The following is an 18,413-nucleotide window of genomic DNA, read 5'->3' as shown; positions in this document are numbered from 1 at the left end:
TCTACTTATTGTTTGTAGTCTTCAAAGCCAATTAACGCCAATACCCCAGGATAAGTGTTTATTTCTGTTAGAGAAGAAAGAACGATCACCCACAAATTGTGGCATGAAATCCAGGGCGGGAATGTCATAAAAAGACAAAAGTCACCCTCAAGCAAATAATGCTAGGGGTGACTTTTGTCTTTTTATGCTCGCTTATGACGTGTGACGTTATCTGTGTTGAATCTTACGGTGCTTTTAGCAGGGGTTATGGGCGGAGTAGCCAGTGCTTTTTATTCCATTGGTTTTCTGGGCATGTTTACGACGAATATTATAGGTGGCCGCGGCTGGATTGCTTTTGCCATTTGATATTTTAATTATAACTTCTTAAGAACCTAAAACTGGCAAATGCTTAGGGTCGGAAAAGGCCTTTAAGATTCGTCACCTCGATTCGTCATTAGAGTTTACCGTTGATCCAACCTTTGACCGGGGACTGCTAACGGCTTTAAGGTTGCTTCTTCATTATGTCAAATACTAATATTCATGCTTTTGTGCAATGTAATTTCCATATATAAACAATTATTATCGCGAATCCAGGAACCTGATAGGAGATAGCCGAGAAATCTTTATGAAAATTTATACCATATTATAACAATTTAATCAGAAAAAAGAGGTTATAATCAATAATGCAGTGGAACAAGAGAGGTTATCATCGGAATTCCATATATCTCCAAGAATTTAACTGTTAAAAAATTGGAGGTGAGGTTTCCATTTAAAGAAAGTGGTTAGTGGAGAAAGTAAAAATGGATTCCAAACGAACGGTTCTCCTTTAGGTCACTGTAATATAATTTCAGGATTATCAGAAACAGACTATGTGTTTTATGTCCTATATTTAAGAGGGGGTTTTACTAAAATGAAAAAAATTCTTTTGATGGTAGTTTTAGCTATGTCACTTCTATTAGCAGCAAGTCCAGCAATGGCAGCAACGGCAATAACGTACGATGGAATTTATCGGGGGGTTGCTATTCCAAATTATTGTCAGTTTTATGGAGCTAATAACTGGTCACAACCTGCTTACTTTGATTTAACAACTAATAGTTCTATTCCTAATGGAGCAACAGTAGTACAAATGGCTGTATATTGGACTCAAAATTATCCATATGCTGATATGGTGGTCGGATTTTTCAATACATCTTCTTCTAATGGTTATCAAATTTATTCTGGTACTCCTTTTTATGATTATGCAGGTAAACTTGTTAAACAAAAATGGTATGTTAAGGCTGGTGCAAAATACTCAGGTAGTATAACTGGTATAAATATAGTCTTATATTGGAACAACCCAGCCGGAATGTCTGGAATAACAACAGTAACACCTGACGGTTCTTCTAGTACACAAGTAATTCAGGATGGAACACCCAGTACAACTGCATCAAATGAAATAAGTGCTACAGAACCTGTACCAGCAGGTGATGCAACGCCTGTACCAGTTAAATAAGTAATACCATAGTAGGAAAGCTATAAGAGGATTCTGACATTATGTGAATCATGGCATATCAAGTAATAGCCTCTTGTCCAATTAAAGACAGGGGCTATTATACATAAATTTATTATCAAACCAAATACACCTTATTTTAGGAAAATTTCGATCCTTATATCATTATAAAATGGAAAATATTACAAATTCATATCAAGAAATATGTACTGTATTACGATATAATTAGCAGATGTATTTATCTTAATGAGGAATGTGTTTTCGTTGAAAATTAATTCTCTTTCTTCTCAGGTATTAATTCTAAACAAAATTAACTATTCAAATTCAAACGATTATGGTGCTGTTAAATCTAGTAATACACAAGATTCGTTTTTGTTATCAAAAATGAAACAGCTTGTTTCTGGCAAAGCCCAAAATGCAGCCGACCCTCAAACAAACAGTATCAATATTAAACCAGGTGAAATAAAAAATATTGGAAGTATCGATGGTTCTCCATTAAACATAAGTTTTGATGCTGATGGTACGGTTCAACTAGCTTTTCAATACCTATTCTTGCCCCGGCTCCTGATTATTGTGGTCCTGCTACACCTGAACAACTATTTGCTGCAGATGTTTTTTACAGTCATTCAGCTGCTCAACAGGAAAAAGCAAGCTTAATTGCTAATAGTTTTAAACTTCTTTATTCAGTTGCAAATGGGTCTATTTCAGTTAACCAATACAATGAAACAGGCTTGGGATCAACATCAGAATTATTAACCTCACTCGGTATTGATGTATCAAAATCATTCTCATTTAATGGAAAAAGTTTCTCTCTAGATGCTCAAGGTAATCTTCATGCTGTACTGCCAGCCAGTTCGTTAAATATTACCCAGTAGAAGAGATACCCACAAATTGTGGCATGAATCCAGGGCGGGAATGCATAAAAAGAAGTTACCCTCAAGCAAATAATGCTAGGAGGAGACTTCATTTTTATGCTCACTTATGACGTGTGACGTTATCAGTGTTGAATCAGGATTTAGTCCTGCACTGCTTGCTGACGTACTTCGGGTTGTTGATTATGTATGCTAAAAGATATTACAAACTATGAAGGGATCTATTTGACTTGTGGAGTTACAGATCTTAGGCGCTCGGCTGGCAGGTTTATTGGTGGCAAGTTTATATGGCTAGATTTGTATCTATTTAAAGTAACATCCTACGATGCGAATAGTTCGATCATTAGTGCTTTGATCAACCCTTCAACTGCGGGACGTATCTTCTTCCGTGTTTCTTTGAATTTGTAACAACATCCAAGTGGCTTGACAAAATAAGTAAATTCGTCTATTGTAAAATTGGATTTTACTTTAGACGAGGTGTTTGTTTGTGTATATACAAAGAGCGCTGGAAGATACTGTTCGAAAAGCATCAGCAACATTTCCCGTAATGCTTGTAACCGGCCCACGCCAGGTAGGAAAATCGACGATGCTCGAAAGATTGGCAGAGCCTAACCGCAAAATCGTGACATTGGACGACCCGGATATCCGATACCTGGCAAAGAGTGACCCCGCATTATTTTTGCAAAGATATACACCGCCTGTTTTGATTGATGAAATCCAATATGCTGCTGCCGAATTATTTCCGTATATCAAAATGGCGGTAGATAAATCAAAGCGTAACGGGGATTTTTGGATCACCGGATCACTGTCATTTCTCATGATGCAGAATGTCAGCGAATCCCTTGCAGGACGCGTCGGGATTATTAACTTATTGGGTTTATCGACTAGTGAAATCAATGCAGTTTCATCCGAAGTATTTGCCACAGACTCGGAAAGGTTGATGAAACGTATCGAAAAGGCTAAGAAGATTGATCTTAATGGTCTGTATTCCCGCATCTTTAAAGGGTCTATGCCTAAGCTCTATGCGGATGATAATGTGGACCTTGAAATGTATTATCGCTCCTATATCGATAGTTACCTTAAACGTGACATAAAGGATTTGACACAGGTTGCAGATGAAATGGCTTTTTACAATTTCATGACTGTCGTTGCGGCAAGAACAGCGAAGCCTGTTGTTTATGACGAAATCGCCAGCGAATGTGGCATATCATCTCCTACAGCAAAAAGGTGGCTTTCCATCCTCATGTCATCCCACATCATCGCACTTGTCCAGCCCTATTACAACAACCTCTTAAAACGGGTCACAAAGATGCCGATGCTTCACTTCCTTGATACAGGTCTTTGCGCTCATCTCTTGAAATGGGGTAATCCCGAAGCTCTGGAAAGAGGGGCTATGTCCGGGGCATTCTTCGAGAGTTATGTTTTTTCGGAGATTTACAAGAGCTACCTGAACGCAGGAAAGGAACCGCCCATTTATTATTACCGTGACAAGGATAAGAAGGAAATTGATCTGATAATCTACGAGAACGGAACGCTTTATCCCATCGAAATCAAAAAATCAGCTTCCCCTGGCAAGGATGCCATTAAGCATTTTGGTGTGTTGGAACCCGTTACAGAGCCGGAAAAGTTCGGTGAACTTTCTCAGACAAAAATGAAAATCGGGAACGGCGCGGTCATCTGCATGGCAAATGATCTGCTTCCCATCGATGCAAAGAACTGGTATGTTCCTGTATGGATGATCTGAAGCTCTTTATGTATCAGGAAGTTTCGACTTTGATTATAACAATATTTATTTTGGTGGTTCTGGTTGAGCTTTTGCTTGGGGTAGAAAAGGCCTCGAAGGAGAAATAAGGGGGTGTTAGATTTTCTCCTTCAAACCTTTCGTTAAAAGATCAAGCACTTTGTTTTTATACACTTCATGGGTATCCGGATCCTTGGCTGCGAAATCCTTCATTTCCCAGACCAGTTGCTTGAAGGTTTTGTCCAGATTCTCGTATAAAAAGGCAATTTTATTGGCGCAGGTCTTGTGCTGCGCGGCAGTAAGGTTCTTATTCATCTTTTGGAGGCCTTCGTAAGATGTGCTTTTCTCAAGGGAGTTCAACTTTGTCTCGAGGGTTTGGGCCTTGGTCTCCAGCTCTCCTTGGGACTTGCTTAATTGCTCTGCCTTAGTTTTCAGGTTGTTGCGCTCAGTGGTCAGCTGGGTTATTTGGCTCTCTTGATCACTCAGGGCTTGCCGGAGATCATCTTTTTCCTGCAGAGCCAGGTCCCGTTCCTGAAGGGCCTGGCTCCGATCCTTAACCGCCTTTTGCAGTTCGCGGGTAGACAGGCCTTCCGCATCAATCTCCGCGATGAACTGCGCTCGTTCTTCCTCCGGGACTCCTAAGAGGATATAAGCCTGGGTACAATTCAAATTCGGCGGCTCTTGGCTTCCGTAGGCATCGAAGACGCGCAGCAGCTTTTCGGCGGTTTTCTTGGTATAGCTGCACGACTCCTCCAGCCACTTGCTCCATTCCCCATAGGGAAGCAGGTCCTTGGCCTCCTTCAAGCGCCGGCCAATCTCTATGGCGCCGGCCAGGAGAACTTTTCTGGTCTGGTATTTAATGGTGTTTATTTCAGCCGCGATCACGAGGGGCGTACGGTCTGAGATCAAATCCTTCATAAGGGTAGCCATCTGCCTTTTCTGTTTTTTATTCACAGAATATGTGGCCTGGTCCCTGAGTGTGCTAAACCTTCATCTAAACAGTCTGTCCGAGAAACGAAAGCGCTTTCGTTTCTCGGACAGGCCTGACACAAGGAGATTCAGTTGGGTGAGCTTACATTTATCCTTCGGGTTGCTCATACATGTCTTCTGTTTTTGTATCCACGATTTTTATATCTCTTTTGGAAACCAGACCCCCACCTGAAGTGAAGAAAATATCCTTAGAGATGATTTGATCCATGACGGTTTCGATTTCTGCCGATGTTATACCTTCTTTTGGTTGGTCAAGAGTCATGGTGACCGTTTTGCCTGCGGCGTTGGTAAAGGTCATCCGCAAGACTTTTTTGGTAGTGATTGCCATTTCTCGGCACTCCTTTCCTTATCAAATAGTCTCCTGTCTTGCTTAAACATGAGCATGCCTCCGATGAGCACTAGGCTTCAACAAGGTCGACGCGATTGTCTCTTCGAACTCCGATTAAGGAGTGATCCTGAAGTCCATAAAGGGCGGCAGCGATATCGTAAACATCCTGATCTGTGGCAGTTGCTCTCACATTAGAGAGGCTGCGCTGTCTCAGAATGGGTGCGCCCTGCGGGGTTTGCCCCGTTTGAATGGTAATGACTATCACACTGTCTCTGCTGCTGGCTATAACAGCCATAGTAGTCAACTCCTTTTAAAATAATCAGGACAGGAGGTTTGTCCCGGGTGTCTGTCCTACTCTATACTATATTAACTTCGGTCGAGGGTTGTTACTATAATTTCGGAATTATTCCATTTTAAGGTTATTTTCACAAGGAGGAAACTCCCCCTGTCAAGGTATACTTATGTGAGCCTGGAGTGTCTGCTATTTCGGTAACAACCTCTTAAAACGGGTCACAAAGACGCCGATGCTTCACTTCCTTGATACAGTCTTTGCGCCCATCTCTTGAAATGGTAATCCTGAGGTTCTGGAAAGAGGGGCTATTGTGAGCATCTTCGTACAGTGATGATCGCTCCGGTTACAAGTAGAGGTAGGGAAGCATATCCAACCCGTGTTAGGCTTAACGTTGGTGATGTGGATGGGTGGATTGTATTAGATCAGATTCGGATGGTTGACAAAGCCAGGCTTTGCGACAAAATCGGAGTTTTGGAGGCTGCTGCAATACTCAATGTGAAATGTACTATCAAGGAAATGTTAGTAGAGTAAAGTGGTTGCTCATACAGATCTACATCTTAGCGATAGGGTTTTTTATTATTGGTCAGCCCCAACAGATGGTCGATACTGGTTTTATAGAATTCGGCAAGTTTAATAAGTGAAGTGCTCGGAATATCAAGGGCACCGCTTTCATATCTTGAATAGGTTGTTTGGCTTACCTTCAGCAAGGTTGCAAGCTCTTGCTGGGTTAAATCCCTGTCTTCTCTTAAATCCCGTAATCGTTGGTACATTGAATTCACCTCGATACTATTCTATAATATGCGATAAATGCATATTGAAATTTATGCGTTTATCGCATAAAATGGTATAAGTAATCTGTTTATCGAGGTGACGAACAATGGTAGATTATAATAAGATGTATAGTATGCTATTCAACAAAATGACGGATATCATTGAAGAAATCCAACAGATACAGCGTCAGACGGAAGACATGTTCATACATGGCAAGGATAGGGAGTTGGTTCTGTTGAAGTCGGGCAAGGAGTCGGACCCAACCAAAGAATAATGAGTAAATCATTATTCTGAACGGGGATAATTTTGATATACTAAATTAAAAGGGTAAATGTGAAGACGTAGCGAATATTTAGCAATGAAGTAACGCTAGAGGTGAAATTTAATGAAATTTGCAAAAATACTTATGTCAATTATTGTAGTTCTTACCCTTTCAGGATGTGGAATTTTCAATTCCCAAAGTCCGGTTACGACCAATTCTCAAACTCCACCCCCTGAGTCACAAGCATCCGATTCGCAAGAACAACAAGAACAGACTGCCCCAATTAGTCCCACACTATCGACAGATGTCTCGGTTTCCTGGATAGGAGTGGATCAGGATGTATTAGGCCCAAATGACTTAACACTCGATACTAAACCAGACGGACATTTTCATGTGACTCTTCCTTTCGGTCAACCGTCAGCCGTAAAATCCATATGGATTAGGTATTCCGAATTTGGTAAGTCGTTGAAGTGGGGATGGATATACAATAAAAACCTTCCTCTAAACGGATATGCACTAGCAGTATTAGATAATAGCGGCAAAGCAGTGTTGCCACAGAGCGACAATGGATATCGTGTTGATGGATTGACTGATTTTGATTTGTATCTCTCGGAACTAGAGAATCAAAATGGCCGAGATACCTTAAAATTCGAAGAAGGACAAACCTTTAATCTTGAGATTGATTACGTCACTCAGAATAATGTGGAACAGCAATTTAATTCTTTGGTTAAAATTACGGCAACCAAATAGGGGCGTTTGCTATACTAAATGTGAAAAGAGAGAAGTTGCATTTTCAAACTGCAACTTCTCTCTTATTTGTAAGCGGTGGACTAAATAGCGTAGCGAAAAAGTTCATGACAACTCAACTAAGGTAAAATTCTCAAGTACGCATGACACATTTTTTAACCTACGTTCACAAAGAATTCTCCCACCTCGTTAGGCGGGGGATGAATTTTTGATCTCCTGTAACAACGGGTGGAGTTCCCATTGAAGTGATTAAGAGGTATATTGAAGAACGTTAAATTCGCCCAAATTTTCAATAACTGAAAATCTGGGCGAATTTTCTGTACCACGCTATTTGTTCCGCCGCTTACCTTTTATTTGTGCATATCCATTAGCTCTAGATACTGAAATCCTTCTTTTTTAAATCATCATAATAGGATTTGATGGGGCTGTAATCAGGGGTATATTTTTCGTCTTCAACCAAGGGTTCGTTATCATCTAAGTAAAGAGTGGTTAAGTTTACAAGCCCTTTTAAGGGTGTGAAGTTGGTAATATAATTATCAGATAGATCAAGATAGGTGAGGGAGGTTAAAGTTTTTAGGGCGTTGATATCCTTAAGACCATTATCGTTCAATTTCAAGGTTTGCAACTTGGTTAGCTTACTTAGTGCAGTAATATTGGTGAGTTCATTATTGCCAACATCAAGGGTTTTCAAGTTTGTGAGGTACTCTAACCCGGCTAAATTGGTGATGTTATCATTGCGAAAATATAACGTAGTGATATCTATAACATCACTTTTATAGATTGATTCAGACCTGCTTTTATGCAATTTGCGTCGTATGGCATCATGTAACTCTGGGTCAGTAAAGGTGATTTTAGCATCTTCGGAAACTTTGAGGGCTAGACTGACTTTTTGAGTTAAGCCGTCAACGGTTCCTTGGAAGGTGTAGCTTCCGGCCTTATTTAACGGGACAATATTGCTGTTCCAGGTTACAGGATATGTTTCGGTGCTTCCATCGCTCATGGTCACTTCTATGGTGTCAGGGAAATCATAGGATTCCCCCAGGATGATTTCAGCGGTAATATTCGTCACTTTCGATACTTTTGGATAGATGGTTAATTTCAGATAAACACTGTCGCTGTAGTTCTTTATCTGACCTGCGAATTCATATGTTCCGGACTTTAGGGTTTGTACTGAGGACAGACTCCAGGTGACAGGGACTTCTTCGGTCAATCCGTCTGATTTTACGACGGTAACCGTTTTAGGGGGGGTGTATTTTTGCTGTTCTTGAATACTGTCAGTAACGTCAATCACTGACTCAATCTCGGCTGGGAGTTCAGCGAGGGATGATTCCGTTGAACCGCTAATGACATTTTCTCCTCCTAAGACTTTGAAATGCGAAATTAACGTAGATTGGATATAGGTAAGAGTTGGGTAAGGAATCGTATCGCCATCGAGTAAAAGCAGGGGGTTCTTACCTTTTTGCGCTAAGGCGGAGGCGGTGAGACCATCTGGAAAGTTTCTGCCTGTGGCGACGTAAACCGTGTCAAGATTTAGAGTGTTTGAAAACTTCTTAACCAGCTTAATATTTCTGTCATAAGGGTCTGAACCATAAATAAGCTCGGGATCAGTAAATTGGCTGATCACGTTGTCGCTTAAATCATAGTACCCTGCCACAATAACAGTGGAGGGGATCTTATTCTTAGTTAAGAAAGTTTTCTGGGCAGCCGTAAGATCCTGGGCCGGTACTAGGATGATGGGCATTTGATTGGCGGCCGCAATGGGTCCTATGGATAGAGCATCTGAAAAATTTGTACCGGATGTTACAAAAACTCCCTTACTTAATCCGACTGATTGGGCTACGATGATCGATGTTTCATATAGATCATGGCCGGCAAGCCTCTCGGTGGCTATTTTCAGTAACGAAAGTTGCCTTTCGACATCTCTAGAGATGACCGCTTGTCCTCCGATTATGTAAACTTTTTTGACCTTTAGACGTTTCAACTCGGCTTCAGTGTCAATATTTAAGGAGTAGGTACCTGTCAATAAGATGGGGGCATTGTATTTACCCGATAATGGACCGGCACTTAAGGCATCGGGGAAATCCTCGCCGAAGGCAAGAATAGCTGAATCTGATCCGGCAGGCCAGCCATTTTGACTGATGGCAACAGCTGTTTGATATTTATCATAGCCTGAAATTCGTTCTGTAGATGTAGATGCACTCGCTATAGGCGCGTAGGCGAACACAAGAATGCTTATTAGGAAAAAGCTGAGAATAAAGTGTTTCTTTGTGATCAAAATGCTCGTCCTCCTTTTCCTATTTATTTCTCGAAATATTGACCAATTCCTTCTTTTAATTTAAATAAATACGATTTTCTCTAGACGAGAAAGGATATAGAGTGTGGTGGGGAGGGGAAATTTATAACTTATAAATTGGTTTAATATCTATCATTTTAGACTCAATATGTTAAAATAGTACTTAATATTTAGAAATTTGTCGGACGTTGATGATTTTAAGGAGGTCTTTATTTGAAGCAAGATATTCTTTTAGAAAGTGGCATTAATGAATTAGAAATTGTTATTTTTAAAGCTGGGAACAGCGTGTTAGGGGTTAATGTTGCCAAGGTTGAATGCATCCTTACCCACCAGCCTATTACTGAGGTTCCAAATTCCAATAAGAATATCAGCGGAGTCATTAACTATAGAGGACGGGTTATTCCTGTCTTGGATTTAATTAAAACCCTCAAGCAAGTTTGTCCTAAAACCTCGAAAGAAAGATTATTAATCCTGATTAATATTAACAACAGTGATTTCGCTGTTGAGGTAAGTTCTGTTAGTGGGATCAGGAGACTGTCTTGGAAAGAAATTGAGACACCCTCATCGATTCTCCTAAGTCAAAATGAAACCCCAATAACAGGAATTGTTAAGGCTGAAAACGAAGAAATTATCTTGATGCTGGACTTTGAAAAAATACTGGGAGATATTGATCCTTCCTTGGCCTTGAGAGAATCCAGCGCGACAAAAGGACTGGAAGGGAAAAAACTTGTCGTGGCAGAGGACTCGACCTTCTTATTGAAAGTCGTTAATGAGTCTCTGTTAAAAGCCGGGGCGACTGTGGAGAAGTTTGGAAATGGCCTGGACGCCTTAAATTTCCTGGAGAATAGTTCTTTAGACGAAATTTATTGCGTTATTACAGATATTGAAATGCCGGTTATGGACGGTTTAACCTTAACAAAGCAAATCAAAAGTAACTCAAAATTAAAACAGATACCTGTTATTTTGTTTTCTTCGATTGCTAGTGAAGGGTTGGCACATAAGGGGTTAAGTGTCGGTGCCGATGCCCAAATTACCAAGCCTGAAATCGACAAGCTTGTGGAGATGGTGATTAACATTAGAAACTAGGCTTAAAACCTCTTGGCAAAGAAGTAAAAAGTAGAGGGCGTCCGCAGACGCTCTCTACTTTTTTTCACTAACCAGGTTTCTTTCCGATCAAATCGCAATATTTCCGCAGACACCGGAACAAATTCTAACAGCACTCTCTATATCGGAAACAAAAATTATGCCATCGCCAATTTCTCCGGTTTGTGCTTCTTTGATTATTACGTCAACGACATAATCGACTAATTCATTCCTGACGACTAACTCAATCTTTGTTTTGATAAAGAAGTTATTAGTGATTGTGTATCCTCGATAGATCTCGGTTCTCCCTTTTTGTAAACCACAACCTAAGACGTTGGTTAGAGTCATCCCTTTAAATCCAAATTGTCCGATTGAATCTCGAATAGCTTCTAACTTTGAGGGATGGACGATACATTCAATTTTTTTCATTATTGAATCCCTGCGTAAGCATTAAAGGTTCACAGAAGGTGCCTTCATTTCAAAGCCTGAGTAGGCTTCCATACCGTGTTCGCCGATATCTAAGCCTCTGACTTCCTCTTCTTCGCTAACGCGTAATCCAAGGGTTGCTTTGATGATACCGAAAAGTACCAGAGAAGTGACTGCTGTCCAGGCGAAAACGGAAGCTACGCCGATGATTTGGGTGATTAATAAGGCACTGCCCCCTCCATATAAGAGGCCTCCATCCACGGCAAAGGCTCCTACCATAATTGTCCCAAAGCAACCGCAGACTCCATGGACGGAAATAGCTCCCACCGGATCGTCGATTTTAAGGACTTGGTCAATAAATTCAACGGAAAGAACAATTAAGATACCGGCCAAGGCTCCGATGACAGCTGCTCCAAGGGGATTTACAGCCAGGCATCCTGCTGTGATGGCTACTAAACCAGCTAAGGCACCGTTTAAGGTTAATGAAACATCGGGTTTCTTATATTTAAACCAGGTAAAGATCATCGTCATTGCTGCACCCGCGGCAGCTGCCAGGTTTGTGTTCAAGGCAATTTTACCGATATCGGGGTTTGTTCCGGATAGGGTACTTCCCGGGTTAAAGCCAAACCAACCAAACCAGAGGATAAATACGCCAAGAGCGCCCAGGGTAATATTGTGTCCCGGAATGGCATGGGATTTGCCGTCTTTGGTATATTTGCCAACCCGGGGTCCTATGAGAAGTGCACCGATCAAAGCGGCCCAACCGCCCACGGAGTGAACGACTGTCGATCCTGCAAAGTCTATCATGCCGCGTTCCATTAACCAGCCTCCACCCCAGATCCAATGTCCAACCACAGGGTAGATGACAGCGCTGATGACAAAGCTGTAAATCATATAAGAGACGAATTTAGTGCGTTCGGCCATAGCTCCTGAAACGATGGTAGCTGCCGTTGCAGCAAAGACAGTTTGGAACAGGAGGAAGGCTGGAAGAGGGATAGATAATCCCAAGTGCTCAAAGGTATCGGACATGCCGAAGCCGGTTGTGCCAAAAAGTCCGGCTTTGTCTATTCCAAACATGATGGCAAATCCAAAAAGCCAGTAAATTATTGAGCCAATGGAAAAGTCCATTAAGTTCTTCATGATAATATTGCCTGCGTTCTTGGCCCGTGTAAATCCTGCTTCGACCATGGCGAATCCGGCTTGCATGAAAAAGACGAGAAATCCGGAGATTAGAGTCCAGATAGTATCGATAGCAATGGCGTTGCTTTCAACGGTAGGGTCGGCTCCTAAGGCAACTCCTGGGATCGCCAGGAGTAAAGCTGTTATTGTTGCAAAGATAATTCCTTTTTTTACGGATTTTGTTTTCATTTTTCTTTTCTCCTTTCAAGTCATGAATTTTTATGTTAAACAAAAAAGCGCCTATGGGTAGCAGTACTTCTACCCATAGGCGCCATTGCCTAGCCATCAACCATTTAAACAGAAAGTGCCCTCAGGTTTCCCTGAGGGCATCTTTGACCTCAATAGTTTAAACAGGATTGATGATTTGACTCTATAGTAGCACTTCTTTAGAGAATGGGGAATAGGTTTTTGGCATGAATCCTGTATTCATAATTGTACAGAGTTGTTTTCAAATTAAGAAAAATTCAGGGGTATCCCCAACTTGATGAACTAATGATTTAAGCTTGTGGTAAGATAGGGAGGGTACATTACAGTGCATATAGGAGAGTTTAGATGATAGATATTCATAGCCACATCCTGCCCGGGATTGATGACGGGGCCAAAACCATGGAAGAAACCCTGGGAATTGTTAGTCAGTTGCAACAGTCGGGTTTTAAGACTCTGATTGCTACCCCCCATGTCTTGGAAGACAATTTTTTGTCCCCGGCAGACATTCTTGCTTACACAGAACAGGTGCGCAAGCGGGTTGCTGAAGCCGGAATTCAGATTGAGATCCTGCCGGGTTCTGAGAACTATATCTTCCCGGAGATGGCGAAGTGGGTGCGTGACGGGAAACTGATGACCTTGGGAAACACGGGTAAGTATATTCTGGTAGAGCTTCCAATGCTTGAAATCCCTCAATATACGGACCAGGTGTTTTTTGAATTACAAGTTAATGGGCTGACACCGGTTCTTGCCCATCCGGAACGTAACAGAAAGTTAGTTGAGAATCCGGAGCGTTTGCTGGAGTGGGCCAGAAAGGGGATTTTCTTTCAGATGAACTTAAGGAGCTTGGATGGGCGTTACGGCCCTCAGTCCAAGGGTTTGGCTGAAATACTGCTCGATAGTAATTTAATTCACTTTATAGGGTCTGATGCACACCGTGTGTCCCGAAGAGAGTCAACTTATCCGGAGACACTCCAGAGTGTCAGGGACCTGGTTGGCGAGAGCAGGTTCCAAGAACTGACGGTGATTAATCCGAAAAATATCCTTAGCGGGCAGGGAATGCAGTGCAGTGGGGAGTATGTTCTTATTGAGCCAGTTATAAAGAAGAGAAAACAAAGGTTTTGGAATCGGCTAAAAGTAGCTTTTAGTAAAGGTCGATGTTGAAAAGGTGAAAAATAAGAAGGAAATCAGAGAATTGTGTTGTAAATAATTGGTTGATTTGAAACGCCATACTACAGTATAATAAGCACGATCCCAAAAATTTAATTGGCCTTATTGTGTGAGGCAATGACCCGCAACAGTTCCTTTGGTCACCAAAAGGTTGCGGTAGCGAATGGTGAAACCGGCACACCTTTGAATTAGGTGTGTCTTTTTGTTTGTTTTAAATGGTTTAATGGTACTTTTGATTTAGTAAGCATTAAACAGATGGAACGGTAATTCATCTTAAATTTCCCTTGAATTTCATTACAGAACTAAAAGTAAGACGAGAAGGAGGTGCAGCATGAATATTATAATTGTCGATGATCATCCCTTAGTTCTCCATGGATTAACCGCGGTAATTGCTGGTCAAGGGGACATGAACTTAATCGGAGAGGCTCAAGCTGGGAATGAAGCGGTCAGTCTAATCACTAAAAGTAATCCGGATGTCGTTCTTTTAGACCTTAGATTAAAGGATATGTCAGGATTAGAAATTATTCGAAGGTGCAGGGAGAAAGATTCTGCCTGTAAGTACATCATATTTACCGCCTCAGTAGATAGAGAGGATTTTAGACGAGCTCGCGAGCTGGGTGTCGATGGTTATATACTCAAAGAGGCATTTCCGGAAGAAGTTATTTCTGCAATCCGTTTGGTTTACCGGGGGAGAAAATACTATGATCCCAGCATAATTGACTCCATGATGAGCAAAATCGAAAATGTCGGGAACCTAGAAGATAAGCTGACGTCTCGTGAATTAGAAGTATTAACCGCTTTAGGGGAAGGGTTAAATAATAAGGAGATTGCTAAGAAACTGTATATTTCGGAATACACTGTGAAGAAACATGTCAGTCAAGTGCTTGCAAAATTGAAATTTGCAGATCGGACGCAGGCAGCGCTATATGCACAGGAAAGGATAATTACAGCGTAAAAACGAGATCCCAATAGAAAAAGTTCAATTTTGAGTAGGAGTTTAGAGCAAGGCATGATGCCCTGTTTTTTTAAGTAGACCCCCATGCCGCTACGCAGCATCAGCAGATGATGAAAAGGGTCCTTTGGGTCGGGCAGCTTCTCCCACATCCTGCAAGAAAGCTAATTCGTGCGAAGACAGTGTCTTCGTCACTCAGGCACTCCGAGGCTGGCCAACGCGCCTGTACGGGAGCTTCGCCAAACCTCTGGGTAGTACCTGAAGTGAACCGTGGCTCCGCTTTCCCGCGCAGGCTTTGTGGGCCTTATCGCCTCGCCATGCAATTCGTTCACTCCTGTGGAAGAAGCTGCCTGATTTTGAGGTCTATGGATTCTTTAAGATGTTTTTGGAGGGTTTTTCAGGGTAGTTGGTATGGTACGAAAGTAGTATATTGTCGTATCCATACGTCTTAGGAACAATTGCCTTCAAAAAGGCTAAAAAAGTATACCTTAGGCTGAATCGGGAAGTTGGAGAAAAATGTATAATTAACGATAAGCGTCTTAACGCATTACGCGTAAGATGCTCAACATTGTTTTGGGGTTGCCATTGGAGAATCTCCCAAAGAGATGCAAATATTATGTCTACCATATTATGATATGTATGTTGTAGGAGAGTATGAAGTATCAGCATAAAGGGGGATTAAAGATGAGAAAAGGGCAGATTCGAAAGGATATTAGGTTAGGAAGTATAATTTTATGTATGGCAATCTTAGGAGTCTCGCTAACCCTTTTATCTTTTAAATTTATAAACCCTGGTTTTAATGAAAATATGGTACCCCTCTATAGCTATGAGAGTCAAGGGAAAGTCAATTACGAGGTCACGTTAAAACCGAATTCGCTTTATGACAAGAAGAGCTTAGGGGAGGATCAGGTTTACCTTTCTAATTTAGTTGATTTTATTGACACAACCTATTCATATAATTTTACGGGGGAGAGAGTGGCCGAAGTAAAAGGTAATTATGAAATAGTGGCAGTTATTGAGGGCTATATTGGTGAAGGAGACAGGCTCACTACACTTTGGCGGAAAGAGATCCCTGTCTTAGCTAACAATAATTTTTCAATTAAAGATAAGACATTTTCAATAACTAAGAAAATGTCTCTAAAGCTTCAAGACTTTAATGATATTGTCCAAAAAATTTCCGAGGAGTCGAAAGTCACAGCCCAGACAAAGGTAACAGCATCGATGAATGTGGTTTTTGATGCAAAAACGGACAAGGGTGAAATCAAAAAAACGTCAGAATCATCGATAGAAATTCCTCTGGCAGGAAGCTATTTTATGATCAATAAGAAACAGGGTGAAAATTTATCTGAAGCCATTGAAGAAGTTAAGCTGGTGCCGAGGGCTGTAGATACAAAGCTGCTTACTTTAGGGGGAACAGGAATAGGAATAGTGGTGGTTGCGCTCCTCATTCTTATATTTAAGACCCAAAGCGTAGAAGAGAACGTGTTTGATTCTAAACTTAAAAAGATTTTTAAAAGGCATGGAACAAGGCTTGTTGCTCTGAGCTCTGAGATAGCCCCTAAAAGTGAACTCCAGAGCAGAGTCCGGTCGATGGAGGATTTAGTAAAAATCAGTGATGAACTTTTGAAACCTATCGTATATAAGCATAGCGATAATGACAAAGAGAATTCGAAATTCTGGGTAATTGATGAGGACAGATTTTACTTCTTTCAATTGGAAGTGCCTAATTAGGTTAATATCAAAACTAAAAGGGATCTAAATATTTGAGAGACCATTGTTGTGGGGGGAAGGAGTGTCCCTTACGTGTTCTGCGGCGGCGGGGCGGTCAGTAAAGATGTGTTGGATAGGATACGCCTTATCGTAGAATAAGCTTATCAGCTCAGAGTGCTAACAATGTCATTCCGAGGATAGAAGGTTTGGGTTGAGTTATCTGGAGTTATATTTCTGAAATGAGAATTTAAGGGAATGTGTGGTGGGTTTAAAGTACTGATTTGCTAGTCCATTCGTCCTGACCTTAGGAAATATGCTTGTTGGAGCATTTAGTGGAGAGTATAATGCGAAAATAGGACAGATTTCCTAATGGGCTTAAGAAGGAGTGAATTGGATTGAATATACTAAAGAAAAAACTTGCCTTAGCATTAACCTTAGCACTCTGTGTCATGCCCCTTTCTGCCTCGCTAGCTCTAGCAGAGACGGATGCGGACCTGAATGCATCCGTTTCAAATTTGGAAACTGCCCCCGTCGTGGAGAATAAGGTAAGTGAACCTGCATCGGATACTGAAGCGACCACTGATCCTGAAGTAACTGAAGAGACAGAGGGTAATACCGAACCTGAAAATACCACAGAAACTGACGCTGGTGAGGTTCCTGACGGCTCAGAAAATGCTGAGGAGGAGCTTCCTCCGATCCTTGATGAAAATGGAGAGGTTGTTTCACCTGGTACACTTCCGGATTCTCCTGTTTATTGGTTAATGACACTGATCGAGAAACTTCAAGTAGCTCTTACATTTGATCCAGTAAAGAAAACAGAGCTGCTAGAGGAACAAGCCCTAGAGAGAATTGCAGAAGCTGGGGCCTTGATCGAGCAGGGAGATACTGAAGAAGCTGAAGGTGCAATCACTGCATATACGGAAAAGATTGCTGAAGCACAGGCTTTTCTAGCTTTACTTACTGAAACAGATTCCGAGACTTCGGAAAAACTTGAGACTGCGCTGAGTAAAACTCATGCCAATAATATTCAAACCTTGGGCGGGCTCTTAGAAAAGCTTCCTCCCCAAGCTGCTCAAAAGGTAGCATTAAACGTTGTCCGTTCAATGGAAAAAAGTATCACTAAGATGGATAAAAAGGATCAACAAATGGTCGCTAAAGAATTAAGGAAAGCGACCAAAGGGTTAGAGGACAGTGAATTAAGCGAGGAAGATCAAGCGGCTTTAGAAAACCTCGATCAAACTCTTGAAGCGGAGGATGATCAGTCAGAGGAATTGGAGGGACTTGCAGTTGCCTCGGGTGAAACACTTAATACTATGGCTTTAACAACGAGTGCTTTACCGGATGCTGATGCGGAGAAAAGTAAAGTATTGAAAGTAAAATCAGAAGCTAAAGCAGAACTTAAGTCGACCAAGCAGCAGGAGCAAAAACTAGAATCAAAAGACGAAAGTGAAAGTTTAGCTAAAGAAGAGCTGAAAGTTGAACTAAATGTGCCTGAAGCTAAAGCTAAAGCTAAAGCTAAAGATGAAGCTAAAGCCAAAGATGAAGCGAAAGCTAAAGATGAAGCGAAAGCTCAGGAACAAAAACTGATAGAGCAGAAAGAACTGCAAGAAGCTAAGCTTAAGGCAAAACAAGAGAGTGCGCCAAAAGAAAAAGATGCAAGTTTAGATAACGCATCTAAGAAGCCAGAGGGAGAGAAAACTCAAGCGAAGGCTCCGAAAGAACGTGACAAAGGAGACAAATCAGGGGGTAAGGAAAGATAGACGAATAGTGGAGAAGGCCGTGCTAGAATTTAGGTTTTAGCGCTGCCTATTTAGTATCTAATACTCGATCGCCGCCCCTTTATTATGATGAGCATCCCAACTGTAGTTAGGGAAACTTATTCAGTGCTATTTCTGTATCTTCCACAAGAAGCGGGCCATCCTGCT

General features: G+C 41.4%; 20 protein-coding genes. 13 read left to right on the top strand and 7 right to left on the bottom strand.

Features of this window, described 5'->3' with window-relative positions; all coding sequences use genetic code 11:
• Positions 1-213 precede the first annotated feature (213 nt).
• The 5 genes from M8E35_RS26445 (at position 214) to M8E35_RS06210 (ending at position 4,084) form a co-directional block, all read left to right on the top strand.
• Positions 214-345: a hypothetical protein gene (locus tag M8E35_RS26445; protein ID WP_289710700.1), complete on the top strand. Its 132-nt coding sequence runs from the start codon at positions 214-216 to the stop codon at positions 343-345.
• A 544-nt stretch (positions 346-889) separates the two neighbouring features.
• Entirely contained in the window at positions 890-1,471 is a 582-nt protein-coding gene (locus M8E35_RS06225) for a hypothetical protein (protein WP_252467965.1), read from the top strand.
• Between the two features lie 261 nt (positions 1,472-1,732).
• A complete protein-coding gene (locus M8E35_RS06220) occupies positions 1,733-2,125 on the top strand; it encodes a hypothetical protein (RefSeq protein ID WP_252467964.1) in 393 nt (130 codons plus the stop codon).
• Positions 2,126-2,529: 404 nt separating this feature from the next.
• Positions 2,530-2,748 carry a hypothetical protein gene (locus M8E35_RS06215; protein WP_252467962.1) on the top strand — a complete coding sequence of 73 codons (219 nt, stop codon included), beginning with the start codon at positions 2,530-2,532 and terminating at the stop codon, positions 2,746-2,748.
• A gap of 79 nt (positions 2,749-2,827) precedes the next feature.
• Positions 2,828-4,084: an ATP-binding protein gene (locus tag M8E35_RS06210; RefSeq protein ID WP_252467961.1), complete on the top strand. Its 1,257-nt coding sequence runs from the start codon at positions 2,828-2,830 to the stop codon at positions 4,082-4,084.
• A 114-nt stretch (positions 4,085-4,198) separates the two neighbouring features.
• Here M8E35_RS06210 and M8E35_RS06205 read toward each other — a convergent pair whose 3' ends face one another.
• The 3 genes from M8E35_RS06205 to M8E35_RS06195 form a co-directional block, all read right to left on the bottom strand.
• Positions 4,199-4,999: a DUF3102 domain-containing protein gene (locus tag M8E35_RS06205; RefSeq protein ID WP_252467959.1), complete on the bottom strand. Its 801-nt coding sequence runs from the start codon at positions 4,997-4,999 to the stop codon at positions 4,199-4,201.
• Positions 5,000-5,159: 160 nt separating this feature from the next.
• A complete protein-coding gene (locus M8E35_RS06200; RefSeq protein WP_252467958.1) occupies positions 5,160-5,399 on the bottom strand; it encodes a DUF2922 domain-containing protein in 240 nt (79 codons plus the stop codon).
• Between the two features lie 70 nt (positions 5,400-5,469).
• Complete coding sequence (locus M8E35_RS06195) at positions 5,470-5,694, bottom strand: DUF1659 domain-containing protein (RefSeq protein WP_252467957.1); 225 nt, start codon at positions 5,692-5,694, stop codon at positions 5,470-5,472.
• 327 nt (positions 5,695-6,021) lie between these two features.
• Between M8E35_RS06195 and M8E35_RS06190 the strand changes: the two genes are divergently transcribed.
• Complete coding sequence (locus M8E35_RS06190) at positions 6,022-6,222, top strand: type II toxin-antitoxin system PemK/MazF family toxin (RefSeq protein ID WP_252468130.1); 201 nt, start codon at positions 6,022-6,024, stop codon at positions 6,220-6,222.
• A 26-nt stretch (positions 6,223-6,248) separates the two neighbouring features.
• Here the strand turns inward: M8E35_RS06190 and M8E35_RS06185 are convergent, their stop codons facing one another.
• Positions 6,249-6,461: a helix-turn-helix domain-containing protein gene (locus M8E35_RS06185; protein ID WP_252467956.1), complete on the bottom strand. Its 213-nt coding sequence runs from the start codon at positions 6,459-6,461 to the stop codon at positions 6,249-6,251.
• A 107-nt stretch (positions 6,462-6,568) separates the two neighbouring features.
• Here M8E35_RS06185 and M8E35_RS06180 point away from each other — a divergent pair, with 107 nt between their 5' ends.
• Together M8E35_RS06180 and M8E35_RS06175 are read left to right on the top strand one after the other, a co-directional pair.
• A complete protein-coding gene (locus M8E35_RS06180) occupies positions 6,569-6,736 on the top strand; it encodes a hypothetical protein (RefSeq protein WP_252467955.1) in 168 nt (55 codons plus the stop codon).
• 111 nt (positions 6,737-6,847) lie between these two features.
• A complete protein-coding gene (locus tag M8E35_RS06175) occupies positions 6,848-7,474 on the top strand; it encodes a hypothetical protein (RefSeq protein WP_252467954.1) in 627 nt (208 codons plus the stop codon).
• 370 nt (positions 7,475-7,844) lie between these two features.
• Here M8E35_RS06175 and M8E35_RS06170 read toward each other — a convergent pair whose 3' ends face one another.
• Complete coding sequence (locus tag M8E35_RS06170; protein ID WP_252467953.1) at positions 7,845-9,746, bottom strand: cell wall-binding repeat-containing protein; 1,902 nt, start codon at positions 9,744-9,746, stop codon at positions 7,845-7,847.
• A gap of 231 nt (positions 9,747-9,977) precedes the next feature.
• Between M8E35_RS06170 and M8E35_RS06165 the strand changes: the two genes are divergently transcribed.
• Entirely contained in the window at positions 9,978-10,850 is an 873-nt protein-coding gene (locus M8E35_RS06165) for a chemotaxis protein CheV (RefSeq protein ID WP_252467952.1), read from the top strand.
• An 87-nt stretch (positions 10,851-10,937) separates the two neighbouring features.
• Here the strand turns inward: M8E35_RS06165 and M8E35_RS06160 are convergent, their stop codons facing one another.
• Positions 10,938-11,276 (bottom strand): P-II family nitrogen regulator, encoded by a 339-nt coding sequence (locus M8E35_RS06160; RefSeq protein WP_252467951.1) that lies wholly within the window; start codon positions 11,274-11,276, stop codon positions 10,938-10,940.
• 21 nt (positions 11,277-11,297) lie between these two features.
• The gene (locus M8E35_RS06155; RefSeq protein ID WP_252467950.1) at positions 11,298-12,641 is read right to left on the bottom strand and encodes an ammonium transporter; all 1,344 of its coding nucleotides are present in this window, start codon (positions 12,639-12,641) and stop codon (positions 11,298-11,300) included.
• 363 nt (positions 12,642-13,004) lie between these two features.
• On the opposite strand from M8E35_RS06155, the gene M8E35_RS06150 reads away from it, so the two are divergent.
• The 4 genes from M8E35_RS06150 (at position 13,005) to M8E35_RS06135 (ending at position 18,248) form a co-directional block, all read left to right on the top strand.
• Positions 13,005-13,820: a tyrosine-protein phosphatase gene (locus tag M8E35_RS06150; RefSeq protein WP_252467949.1), complete on the top strand. Its 816-nt coding sequence runs from the start codon at positions 13,005-13,007 to the stop codon at positions 13,818-13,820.
• A 337-nt stretch (positions 13,821-14,157) separates the two neighbouring features.
• On the top strand, positions 14,158-14,781 hold the full coding sequence (locus M8E35_RS06145) for a response regulator (protein ID WP_252467948.1): 624 nt from the start codon (positions 14,158-14,160) through the stop codon (positions 14,779-14,781).
• Between the two features lie 681 nt (positions 14,782-15,462).
• Complete coding sequence (locus M8E35_RS06140) at positions 15,463-16,509, top strand: DUF5305 family protein (RefSeq protein WP_252467947.1); 1,047 nt, start codon at positions 15,463-15,465, stop codon at positions 16,507-16,509.
• Positions 16,510-16,883: 374 nt separating this feature from the next.
• Positions 16,884-18,248: a DUF5667 domain-containing protein gene (locus M8E35_RS06135; protein WP_252467946.1), complete on the top strand. Its 1,365-nt coding sequence runs from the start codon at positions 16,884-16,886 to the stop codon at positions 18,246-18,248.
• The last annotated feature ends 165 nt before the right edge of the window (positions 18,249-18,413 follow it).

Source organism: Desulfosporosinus nitroreducens (assembly GCF_023897015.1).
Lineage (GTDB): Bacteria > Bacillota > Desulfitobacteriia > Desulfitobacteriales > Desulfitobacteriaceae > Desulfosporosinus > Desulfosporosinus nitroreducens.
The sequence above is the reverse complement of the archived record's forward strand: the minus strand, read 5'-3'. Positions and strand labels throughout refer to the sequence as shown.